This is a genomic window from Streptomyces sp. 4N509B (assembly GCF_052245655.1).
Classification (GTDB): Bacteria; Actinomycetota; Actinomycetes; order Streptomycetales; family Streptomycetaceae; genus Streptomyces.
In genome coordinates this window covers 289,388-300,338 of sequence record NZ_JBQQBZ010000005.1, presented here as the reverse complement: position 1 = coordinate 300,338, position 10,951 = coordinate 289,388, and the positions used below count along the sequence as shown (strand labels likewise).

Genomic DNA, 10,951 nt, shown 5'->3' with positions numbered 1-10,951 from the left:
CCTCCCCGCCCCCACCGCCCTCCCCACGGCGCTCGCCGGAGCGCCGGGCACGGATCGCCGTCAGTCTCGTCTTCGCGCTGCACGGCGCCGTCACCGGTAACTTCGCCACCCGCATCCCCTGGATCGACGACCACCTCGACCTGTCCACCGCCCAGCTCGGGCTTGCGCTCGCCTTCGCTCCCGTCGGCGCGGCCCTCGCCATGCCGCTGGCCAGCCGGGTCGTGCACCGCTACGGGCCACGCGCCGCGGTGCGCGGGCTGCTCGCCCTGTGGTGCGCCTCGCTGGCGCTGCCCGCGATCGCCCCCTCGCTGGTCCTGCTGTGCGCGGCGATGGCCGTGCAGGGTGCGCTGGCGGGCATGTCCGACGTGGCGATGAACGCCCAGGGCGTGGAGGTCGAGCGCCGCCTGGGACGCTCGATCATGTCGAGCCTGCACGGCATGTGGAGCGTGGGCGCCCTGACCGGCTCCGCGGTCGGCGTGCTCGCCGTCCACGCCGAACTCGACGCCCGCGTCCACCTCCCGCTGGCGGCCCTGGCCCTGGTGGCGCTCACGCCGCCGGCCTGCCGTTCCCTGCTGGACGTCCGGGCCCGACCGGACGAGGAGCCGCCCCCGCGGTTCACCCTGCCGCCCCGCTCCGCGCTGCTCATCGGCGCGGTGGGCATGTGCGCGGTGCTCGCCGAGTGGGCGAGCGCGGACTGGTCGGGGGTGTACCTGCGGGAGATGACGGGCGCCTCCGCGACCGTCGCGGCGGTCAGCACCACCGCGTTCAACGCCACCATGGCCGCGACCCGGCTCACGGGCGACCTGGTGGCCCGACGCCTCGGCGCGGTGCGCACCGTGCGGACCGGCGGGGCGCTGGCGTTGGCCGGAGGGCTGCTGGTGGTGACGGCCACGACTCCGGCGCTCGGCACCGCGGGGTTCGCGCTGCTGGGCGTGGGGGTCGCGGTGGTCGTGCCGCTGGCGTTCGCCGCGGCCGGACGGGTCGGCGACAACCCCAACCAGGCGATCGCGGGTGTGGCCACCGTCACGTACACCACGGGCCTGCTCGCCCCGCCGCTCATCGGCGGGCTCGGCGAGCTGGCGTCGCTGCGGGCGTCGTTCGCGGTCGTGACGGTCGCGATGGCGGTGATGATCCTGGCCGCCGGGGTGCTGCGGGAACGAGGGGGCGACAGCCGGGTCGTGGCGGCCGGCGGCTCCGGTCAGGAGTCCGCGCGGCCCACCCACGCGGAGGCGACGGACAGCTGACGGCCGCCCCGTCCGCCCCGACGGGTCAGGGAGGCGGCGTCCTCGACACCGCGGCCGGGGCGCCAGCCGGATCCCCGAGGGTCTGGGGGGAGCGAAGGCGGGCCGCCGCGAGACCGCCGGGGTCACGGACGAGCCTCCAGGGCGAGCGGCGCGGGCCGCGGGACCCGGTCACGTGCCCGGCGCGCGGCCGCCCGCGCGGCGGGCACGGGTCGGCGGGTCAGGCGGCGGCGACGGCGGCGGCCATCCGGCGTACGGCCTCGGTGATCACCTCGGGAGAGGTCGCCAGGTTGAGCCGGACGTGCCCCTCCCCTCCCACGCCGAAGGGCACGCCGGAGCTGAGCGCCACCCGCCCTCGGGCGAGGAGGACCTCGGCCGGATCGTCCCCGAGGCCGAGCCGCCGGCAGTCGAGCCAGGCGAGGTAGGTGCCCTCCGGCTGCCGGTAGGCCACCTCCGGCAGGTGCTGGGCCAGCAGGTCCGCCAGCAGCGCGCGGTTGTCGTCGAGCCCGCCCAGCACCGCGTCGAGCCAGGGCACGCCGTCCCGCAACGCGGCGGCGTGGGCCAGGATCCCCAGGTGACTGGGGCCGTGGCCGACCTCCTCGGGCATCCGAGCGAGGTCGGCGGCGGCCTCGGGGCCGGCCACCGCCAGGGCGGCCTTCAGCCCGGCGAGGTTCCACGCCTTCGACGCCGAGACCAGGCTGAACGCGTCCGAGCCGCCGGGCAGGGAGAGGTAGGGCACGTGGCGGGCGCCCGGCAGGACGAGCGGGGCGTGGATCTCGTCGGCGACCACCCGCACGCCGTGCGCGCGGGCCAGCGTGGCGACGGTGGTCAGCTCCTCGGCCGTGTGCACCGTGCCGGTGGGGTTGTGGGGGCTGCACAGCAGGTACACGGCCGGACGGCCGTCCGCCGTGGCCTCGCGGAAGGCGGCCTCGAGGGCGGCGGGGTCGAGTCGGTGGTCCTCGCCGAGCGGTGCGGGCACGATCCGGCGGTCGGCGTGGGTGACGAACCAGTAGAACGGCGGGTAGACCGGGGGGTTGACCACCACGGCGTCGCCCGGCCCGGTGACCAGCCGGAGGACCTCGACGATGCCGAGCATCACGTCCGGCACGATCGCGGTGCGCTCGGCCGGCACCCGCCAGTCCCAGCGGCGTCGCGCGAACGCGTCGACGGCTTCGGCGTACACCGGGCCCACGGGGTAGCCGGTGTCACCGATGGCCAGAGCGGCCGACACCGCCTCCACCACCGGCTCGGCCAGGGGGACGTCCATCTCGGCCACCCACAGCGGCAGCACGTCCTCGGGGTACGTGCGCCACTTCATGCTGGTGCGGCGCCGCAGCTGGGCGAGTGAGAGCTGGGAGAGGGGATTGACGGTGGTCAACGGGCTGCCTCCCTGCGGGACGTCGCTGGCGGTGCTGGGCCCAGGATGCCAGCGCCGTGCGCCGGATGGTGGCACCGGGGTCACCGGTGCCACCACCCGTCCGACGCGGGGCCCGGGGTCAGCCGAAGGCCCTCACGGCCTGGTAGTACGTCCAGGCGAGGCCGTCGCAGGCGGTCGCCGTGGCGCCGGAGTACCGGTTGCACACCCGCTGGAGGTCCGCGTAGAAGGCGTTGTCGAGGCGGGCCTTGTTGGAGCTGAAGGTGCCCATCGCCTTGTAGTTGCGGTAGCCGAAGTCATGTCGCGCACATGACAGCTCAAAAGGGAAGCCGAAGGGGTTGTCGGGGGACGAGGAGCAGTAGTCGGTGCCCCAGTTGAAGCCGTACGCCGACCAGGCCGACTGGTTGTTCCTCGCCGAGAGCCAGGCGCTGTAGCTGCTGGAGCTGGTCTGGGTCCAGCTGGAGAGCACCTGCGGCTTGTCGGCCGGCGCGGCGGCGGCCGGGGTGGCCGACGCGGCGACGGCGACGAGGGTGAGAGCGGACGCTGTCAGAGCAGTGGCGAGCCGTTGACGAATGCGCATGCGCGACCTCCGGAGTGGGGGCGGCCCAACGCGGGCCGGTGATCCGGAAGTTGACGCTACGCAGGAGTAACGTGCCAGGCAACCCCCCGGGGGTGCACGGATGTTGACGAGTCGGAGAACCGACGCTCAACACGGATCACACGGGCAGCGCCCGCACCCAGGTGCCGTCCGGCGTCAGGGTCCTCTCCACGGCCAGACCCGCCTCGGCCAGGGCGCGTTCGAAGGCGTCGCCGACGTAGCGGTAGGAGAGGAAGGTCTGGGTCCAGCGCGCGTCGGGGTACTCGTACTCGACGTGGATTCGCGAGGTGTGGGGCGTGTCGGTCGGGTCGGCGGAGGCGATCCGGACCAGGCCCTCCCCCACGCGTCCCTCACGCGGCACCCGCTCGTGCCAGTCCTCGCCCTCCCGCTGGATGAGCACACAGCCGCCCTCGGCGACATACCGACGGCAGGTCCGCAGCAGGCCGCGGCGGACGGCGGGATCCCCGTTGTGCACCAGGAAGGACGCGAGGAGCACCACGTCGAAGCGCTCCTCCCCGAGCTCCAGCGACTCCGCCGGGGCGCACACCGTGCGCGCGCCGCGCACGTGCCGCAGCATCTGCGGCGACTCGTCCACGGCCGTGACCGCGAAGCCCCGCTCCAGCAGCGCGTGGGTCACCCGCCCCACGCCGCAGCCGAGTTCGAGGAGGCGGGCGCCGGGCGGGACGGCCGCGGCAATGACGTCCGGCTCGTCGCCGACCGGCAGTCGCAGCCAGTGCTCCACGGCACAGCCGTCGGGTGTGATCTCACCGGGACCGCTGCCCTGGTATCCCTCGCGCGATGGTTGCTCCATGAGGACCATCACACCACGCCCCGTGCCACCGCCGAGGAGGAGGCCGGCACGGGGCCCGGGACGGACTTCAGTCCCAACTCACGTGCAGGGGCTGGCCCTCGGCGTACCCGGCGGCGCTCTGGACGCCGACGACCGCGCGCTCGGCGAACTCCTCCAGGGTGCCGGCCCCGGCGTAGGTGCAGGCCGAGCGGACGCCCGCGATGATCGAGTCGATCAGGTCCTCCACCCCGGGCCGCTCGGGGTCGAGGTACATGCGGGAGGTGGAGATGCCCTCCTCGAACAGCGCCTTGCGGGCCCGGTCGTAGGCCGAGTCCTCGCCCGTGCGGTTGCGCACCGCGCGGGCGGACGCCATGCCGAAGTTCTCCTTGTACAGGCGGCCGTCGCTGGCCTGCTGCAGGTCCCCGGGAGACTCGTGGGTGCCCGCGAACCAGGACCCGATCATGACGTTGGAGGCACCCGCCGCCAGCGCCATGGCGACGTCACGCGGGTGGCGCACACCGCCGTCGGCCCACACGTGCTTGCCGTGCCGGCGGGCCTCGGCCGCGCAGTCGAGGACGGCGGAGAACTGCGGCCGGCCGACGCCCGTCATCATCCGCGTCGTGCACATGGCGCCGGGGCCGACGCCCACCTTGACGATGTCCGCGCCGGCGGCGATCAGGTCGCGCACCCCCTCGGGCGAGACGACGTTCCCCGCGACCACCGGCACCTCGGGCGTGAGGGCCCTCACCGCGGCCAGCGTGGTGAGCATGGCCTCCTGGTGACCGTGGGCGGTGTCCACGACCAGTACGTCCACCCCGGCGTCGAGCAGGGCCTTGGCCCGGCCCACGGCGTCCCCGTTGATCCCGATGGCCGCCGCGACGCGCAGCCGGCCGGCGGCGTCGGTCGCGGGGGTGTAGAGCGTGGCGCGCAGCGCGCCGTGCCGGCTGAGGATGCCGACCACGCGGCCGTCCGCGTCGACGGCCGGCGCGATCCTGCGGTGCGCCGCGTCGAGCGTGGTGAAGGCATCCCGGGGGTCGACGTCGGCGGGAAGCAGCAGCAGCTCCTTCGACATCACCTCGCTGAGCTGGGTGAAGCGGTCCACGCCGGTCAGGTCGGACTCGGTGACCACGCCCACGGGGCGGTCGCCGTGGACGACGACGCCCGCGCCGTGGGCCCGCTTCGGCAGCAGGGCCAGGGCCTCGCCCACCGTCTGCGTGGGGGCCAGCATGATCGGGGTGTCGAAGACGAGGTGGCGCCGCTTGGTCCAGCCGACGACCTCGGCGACCACGTCCAGCGGAATGTCCTGGGGGATGACCGCGAGCCCGCCGCGGCGCGCCACCGTCTCGGCCATCCGCCGGCCGGCGACCGCCGTCATGTTCGCCACGACGACGGGGATGGTGGTGCCGGAGCCGTCGGTGGTGGCGAGGTCGACGTCGTGCCGTGAGGTGACGGCGGAGCGACGCGGGACCATGAAGACGTCGTCGTAGGTCAGGTCGTACGGGGGACGGGCGTCGTCGAGGAACTTCACGGTGCTCTCCTCACCTGCGGGAATCCGGACGCTGCGGGTGGGGAGCCGCGGCTCCTCTGTCATTGTCGCACCGATTCGAACACGCATCCCCGGTCGGGACGTCTCCTGGCGCCCGCCCGGCCGGGGCACGGCCGGGCGGGGGCGTCACACCGGCGCGGGCGGGGTCCCCGGCGGGGTGACCCGCTCGCGGTCCGGGTCCACCCGCTCGAGCGCCGGGCGGTCGGCCGGCGGCTGGGCGAGGAGCAGGTCGGCCGCGACGGTGTCCGTGACGAGGCTGGTGACCAGCCCCGAGCGCAGCACGGCGCCGATGGCGTCGGCCTTCCGCCGCCCGCCGGCGATCGCCACGACCTCCGGCACGCGCCGCAGCCGGTCGGCCTCGACCGTGATGCACCGCTCCCCCAGGTCCCGACCGACGCGACGGCCGTCGGCGGCGAAGAGGTGGGCCGACATCTCGGCGGCGACGCCGAGGGAGTCGTAGTGCTCCCGCTCCTGCTGGCCGAGCATGTCGTAGACCGTGGAGACGCCCGCCTCCCAGGAGCCGATGGAGACGGCCGCGATCGTCACCCGGTCGAAGAGCTCGAAGGCCGCCGCGATGCCCGGCTGGGCGCGCAGCGCGGCGGCGGTGCCGGGGTCGGGCAGCAGCATGGGGGCGTAGATCGGGTGCGCCTGGCCGCCGGAGACGGCGGCCGCCCGGCGCACCGCCTCGACCGAGCCGCGCTCGGTGGTCCCCGCGTCGTAGACCCCGGTGAGCTGCACCACGGTGCACGGCGGCAGCTCGCGCAGGGCCGCCGCCATGTGGATGGTGGACCGGCCCCAGGCCAGGCCCAGCACGTCCCCCTCGGAGACGAGCTCGCCCAGCAGCTCGGCGGCGACCTCGCCGAGGTGCTCGGGATCGGGATTGTCGTCGGATGCCTCGGAGGGCGACTGCGCGACCACGACGTGCCGCAGGCCGTACCGGGCGCGCAGCGCGTCGGAGCGGTCGGCGTCCAGCTCCGCGGGGACCCGGATCTCGATGCGGACGAGCTCGTGCTCCACGGCCGACTCCAGCACGCGGGCCACCTTGAAGCGGCTCACGCCGAACTCGTCGGCGATCTGGATCTTCGACTTCCCCTCCAGATAGAAGCGGCGGGCCATCGCCGCCGCCTGCATCAGCTCGGCCGGTCCCATTCGTGTGGCTGACCTTCCGGCCGACACCGCACTCACCTCACTGTCCTCACGGCTGTCGTCGTTGACTGACGTCGTGCGGTTTCATCCTCGCAGATCCACACGGTCGTTGATCCATCCCATGCACGGTGCACGCATGGTGTCAACGCGGGGGCGGGAAGGTGACCCGCAGGGGCGCGCGGTGGGCTCACCGCGCCGTCGCGCGCGCCACGGCGCCGCTGGCGCGCTCCCGCAGGCCACGCACCGCCGCGGCCGGGTCCTCGGCGCCGTAGACCGCCGAGCCGGCGACGAAGACGTCGGCGCCGGCCTCGGCGCAGCGCTCGATCGTCTCCAGCGAGACCCCACCGTCGACCTGGAGCCACAGCGGCAGCCCGTGCCGCTCGATCAGCCGGCGGGTGCGGCGGATCTTCGGCAGCGTGACGTCGAGGAACGGCTGCCCGCCGAAGCCCGGCTCCACCGTCATGACCAGCACCATGTCGAGCTCGGGCAGCAGGTCCTCGTAGGGCTCGATCGGGGTGGCGGGGTTGAGCGCCATGGCGGCACGGGCCCCGAGGCGGCGGATCTCCCGGGCCAGCCGGACGGGCGCGGCGGCGGCCTCGACGTGGAAGGTGACCGAGCCGGCGCCGGCCTCGGCGTACCGCGGCGCCCAGCGGTCGGGGTCCTCGATCATCAGGTGGCAGTCCAGCGGGATGGACGTGGCCTTGCGCAACGACTCGACGACGGGCAGTCCCAGGGTCAGGTTGGGCACGAAGTGGTTGTCCATGACGTCGAGGTGGAGCCAGTCGGCCCCCTCGACGGCCTTGGCCTCCTCGGCCAGGCGCGAGAAGTCGGCCGAGAGCATGCTGGGGTTGATCTGGACCATGGGCCCAGTATTCAGCACGCCCGGGGGCGGGCCGCCCGGCCCCGTCACCTCGGGCGTCTCGCGCGTCAGGCGGTGCGGCGGAGCAGGGCCAGGTACATGGCGTCCGTGCCGTGCCGGTGGGGCCAGAGCTGGACGTCGGGGCCGTCGCCGAGCTCCGGCACGTCGGGCAGCAGCGGCCGGGCGTCGATCCACTCGGCCGTGACGCCCTCCTCCGGCCGCTTCAGCACGTCCGTGACGGCCGCGCGGGTCTCGGCCAGGTGCGGTGAGCACGTGGCGTAGGCCACGACGCCGCCGGGCCGGGTGGCGGCCAGCGCCCGCCGCAGCAGGACGCGTTGCAGCGGCACCAGACCGTCGAGGTCCTCGGGCTCGCGCCGCCACCGGGCCTCGGGACGGCGGCGCAGCACGCCGAGGCCCGTGCAGGGCACGTCGACGATGACCCGGTCGAAGGAGCCGGGACGCCAGGCGGGGCGGGTGCCGTCGGCGACGACGACCTGGTACGCGCCCGGGGTGCCGGCGAGGCTGCGGGCCACCAGGCCGGCGCGGTGCGGGCGCAGCTCGGCGGCGAGCAGCGCCGCCCCCCGCTCGGCCGCCAGGGCGGCCAGCAGCGCTGCCTTGCCGCCCGGGCCGGCGCAGCCGTCGAGCCAGCGGGCGTCCGGGCCGGTCAGCGGCGCGCGGGCCAGGGCGAGGGCGACCAGCTGGCTGCCCTCGTCCTGCACGCCGGCGCTCCCCTGGCTGACCTCGGGCAGCAGGCCGGGGTCGCCGCCCTCGGCCAGCCGCACGGCGTAGGGCGAGAACCTGCCCGGCCGCGCCCGTTCGGGCCCGCGGTCGCCGCGCGCCGAGGCCAGCAGCTCGTCGCGGGAGACGCGCCCCGGACGGGCCGCCAGGGTGGTCTCGGGCCGCTCGTTGTCGGCTTCCAGCAGCCGCTCGATCTCCTCCCTGCCACCGCCCAGCGCGTCCCAGAGGGCGGAGACGACCCAGCGGGGGTGGGCGTGGACGAGGGCCAGGTGCCGTTCCGGGCTCTCCTCGTACGGCGGGGCGAGCCGGTCCAGCCACGCGGGCAGCTCGTGGGCGGCGGTCCTGCGCAGCACGGCGTTGACGAACCTCGCCCGCCCGTCGCCCACGACCAGGCGGGCCAGCTCCACGCAGGAGCTGACCGCGGCGTGGCTCGGGATGCGGGTGCCGAGCAGCTGGTGGGCGCCGAGGCGGAGCAGGACGAGGACGGGCGTGTCGATCTCGGCCAGCGGCCGGTCGGAGCAGGCGGCGACCACGGCGTCGTAGGTGCCCTGGCGACGCAGCGTGCCGTAGACGAGCTCGGTGGCCAGCGCGGCGTCGCGGTCGTCGAAGCCGCCGGACTCCCGGGCGGTGCGCAGCAGGGAGGGCAGGACGAGGTTGGCGTACGCGCCGCGTTCGGCGACGGCGCACAGCGCGTCGAACGCGAGGAGGCGGACGGGGTCCCTGCGGGGAGGGCGCCGGGGGGCGGGCCGCCGGCCCTGGCGGTCGCGGCCGTCGTGGCGGGCTCGCCGGCCGGACTCGCGGCGGGAGCGGTCGGCGTCGCGGCGGGGTCGGTCAGTCACGGACGGCTCACTCCGCGTCCGCACGTGGCGACGGGGTGTCCCCGACGCGCTCACCGGCGGCGACGCGGACCCCGCGCGCCCAGTCGGCCGCGCGCATCGGCTTCTTCCCCTGCGGCTGCACCCACTCCAGCGTGACGGCGTGCGAGCCGGTGCCGACGTGCACCTCCTGTCGGCCCACGGCGAGCTCGCCGGGCGCCAGCTCGGTGCGCTCGGGCGCCGGCCGGACCTCCCGCAGCTTGAGGCGTTCGCCGCGGAAGAGCGTCCACGCGCCGGGGGCGGGGGTGCAGGCGCGCACCACGCGGTCGACGCGCAGGGCGGGCGCCGCCCAGTCCACGCGGGCGTCCTCCGCGGTGATCTTCGGAGCCGCGGTGACCCCCTCGGCGGGCTGTGGCGTGGCGCGCAGCGTGCCGTCGGCGATGCCGTCCATGGTGGCGGCCAGCAGGCCGGCGCCGGCCAGGGCCAGCCGGGTCAGCACGTCGCCGCTGGTGTCGCGGGGGCGGATCTCCTCGGTGAGCAGACCGAAGACGGGGCCGGAGTCCAGCCCTTCCTCGATCTGGAAGGTCGTGGCGCCGGTGATCTCGTCGCCGGCGAGGAGGGCGTGCTGCACGGGCGCGGCGCCGCGCCAGGCGGGGAGCAGGGAGAAGTGCAGGTTGACCCAGCCGTGGCGGGGGATGTCGAGGGCGCTCTTCGGCAGCAGGGCGCCGTAGGCGACGACGGGGCAGCAGTCGGGGGCGATCGCGCGCAGGCGGTCGAGGAAGTCCGGGTCGCGCGGGCGGCGGGGCCGCAGGATCTCCACACCGGCCTCGCGTGCGCGCTCGGCGACCGGACTGGCGGCCAGGCGCCTGCCGCGCCCGGCCGGCGCGTCGGGTCGGGTCACGACGGCGGCGACCTCGTGCCGGTCGGACGCGAGGAGCGTGTCGAGGGCGGGGACGGCCACCTCGGGCGTGCCGGCGAAGACGAGCCTCATCGCGGGTCGGTCACCTCTCGTGGTGCTGGCGGGTCGGTGCTGCGGGAAGCGCTGTGAGTCTACGGGCCACGGGGACGCGGCGCCCTGACGGGGCGTGGGGGGCGTACGGGCCCGGCCGCGCTCCGGTGGTCGGGGGGCGTGCTCCTGACCCGTGACTCCCGAGGCCACCGACGCGTTGGTCAAGTGAGATTGACCGCAACGGGCCCCTGTCCCCGCCGTCCGGCCCGTTCACCACCCCGACGCCAGTTCGAGAGGCTTGTTCATGGCCGACCACGCCACCCCTGACGCTCAGGCACGGGCCAGCCTGCACCTGCTCGTGCGGGACATCGAGCGGGTTCGCCGCCAGGCGGACGCGCTGCGCACGCTCACCGCCCAGCTAGGGAACGTCTACCGCCCGCGGCGCACGGGCCACGCCGCGGGTTTCGTCGTCTACGGCCGTGCCCCGGCGCCCACCGTGCGGCTCGCGCAGGAGCTGCGCGACAGCGTCGAGGCGCTGGTCACGGCGGCGGTCGACTTCGACCGCTCGCTCGGCTTCTCCTGGGACGCAGTGGGCTCGGCCCTCGGAGTCACCAAGCAGGCCGTGCACCGGCGGTACGGCTCGCGCCGCGCCACGGGTGGCGAGGGCCGGCCCGCGGCGGGGCCCGCGGGCCGGGAGGGCGGCCCGGCCGCGCGGCAGGAGGCGGTGGCCCCCGCGGCCTCCGCACCGACGGCGCGACCGCTGCCGATCACGCCGGCCGTGCCCCCGGCCCGGCCGGCTCCCGGCCGTTCCGCGCAGCCCGCGGGAGAGCCCCGCCCGAGCGCCCTCCCCGCGCCGCGCGGCGCCTGAGGGAAGCCCGCGCGGCGCGGCAGACG

The 10,951-nt window shown here is 75.8% G+C and carries 10 protein-coding genes; 2 read left to right on the top strand and 8 right to left on the bottom strand.

Features of this window, described 5'->3' with window-relative positions; all coding sequences use genetic code 11:
* Window positions 1-53 precede the first annotated feature (53 nt).
* A complete protein-coding gene (locus ACTWP5_RS08760; RefSeq protein WP_443220217.1) occupies window positions 54-1,244 on the top strand; it encodes an MFS transporter in 1,191 nt (396 codons plus the stop codon).
* A gap of 217 nt (window positions 1,245-1,461) precedes the next feature.
* Here the strand turns inward: ACTWP5_RS08760 and ACTWP5_RS08755 are convergent, their stop codons facing one another.
* The 8 genes from ACTWP5_RS08755 to fmt all read right to left on the bottom strand — a co-directional run bounded on the left by ACTWP5_RS08755 (window position 1,462) and on the right by fmt (window position 10,099).
* Complete coding sequence (locus ACTWP5_RS08755; RefSeq protein WP_443220216.1) at window positions 1,462-2,559, bottom strand: MalY/PatB family protein; 1,098 nt, start codon at window positions 2,557-2,559, stop codon at window positions 1,462-1,464.
* Window positions 2,560-2,737: 178 nt separating this feature from the next.
* Window positions 2,738-3,190 carry a phospholipase gene (locus ACTWP5_RS08750; RefSeq protein WP_443220215.1) on the bottom strand — a complete coding sequence of 151 codons (453 nt, stop codon included), beginning with the start codon at window positions 3,188-3,190 and terminating at the stop codon, window positions 2,738-2,740.
* 142 nt (window positions 3,191-3,332) lie between these two features.
* Window positions 3,333-4,025, bottom strand: a complete 693-nt coding sequence (locus tag ACTWP5_RS08745; protein ID WP_443220203.1) for a class I SAM-dependent methyltransferase — start codon at window positions 4,023-4,025, stop codon at window positions 3,333-3,335.
* Window positions 4,026-4,092: 67 nt separating this feature from the next.
* Window positions 4,093-5,532 carry a GuaB1 family IMP dehydrogenase-related protein gene (locus ACTWP5_RS08740; protein WP_443220202.1) on the bottom strand — a complete coding sequence of 480 codons (1,440 nt, stop codon included), beginning with the start codon at window positions 5,530-5,532 and terminating at the stop codon, window positions 4,093-4,095.
* Window positions 5,533-5,676: 144 nt separating this feature from the next.
* On the bottom strand, window positions 5,677-6,699 hold the full coding sequence (locus tag ACTWP5_RS08735) for a sugar-binding transcriptional regulator (protein WP_443220201.1): 1,023 nt from the start codon (window positions 6,697-6,699) through the stop codon (window positions 5,677-5,679).
* A 184-nt stretch (window positions 6,700-6,883) separates the two neighbouring features.
* Window positions 6,884-7,558 carry a ribulose-phosphate 3-epimerase gene (gene rpe, locus ACTWP5_RS08730; RefSeq protein WP_443220200.1) on the bottom strand — a complete coding sequence of 225 codons (675 nt, stop codon included), beginning with the start codon at window positions 7,556-7,558 and terminating at the stop codon, window positions 6,884-6,886.
* Between the two features lie 65 nt (window positions 7,559-7,623).
* On the bottom strand, window positions 7,624-9,132 hold the full coding sequence (locus tag ACTWP5_RS08725) for an RsmB/NOP family class I SAM-dependent RNA methyltransferase (RefSeq protein ID WP_443220199.1): 1,509 nt from the start codon (window positions 9,130-9,132) through the stop codon (window positions 7,624-7,626).
* A 7-nt stretch (window positions 9,133-9,139) separates the two neighbouring features.
* The gene (fmt, locus tag ACTWP5_RS08720) at window positions 9,140-10,099 is read right to left on the bottom strand and encodes a methionyl-tRNA formyltransferase (protein ID WP_443220198.1); all 960 of its coding nucleotides are present in this window, start codon (window positions 10,097-10,099) and stop codon (window positions 9,140-9,142) included.
* A gap of 262 nt (window positions 10,100-10,361) precedes the next feature.
* On the opposite strand from fmt, the gene ACTWP5_RS08715 reads away from it, so the two are divergent.
* On the top strand, window positions 10,362-10,925 hold the full coding sequence (locus ACTWP5_RS08715) for a hypothetical protein (protein WP_443220197.1): 564 nt from the start codon (window positions 10,362-10,364) through the stop codon (window positions 10,923-10,925).
* Window positions 10,926-10,951: the final 26 nt, after the last annotated feature.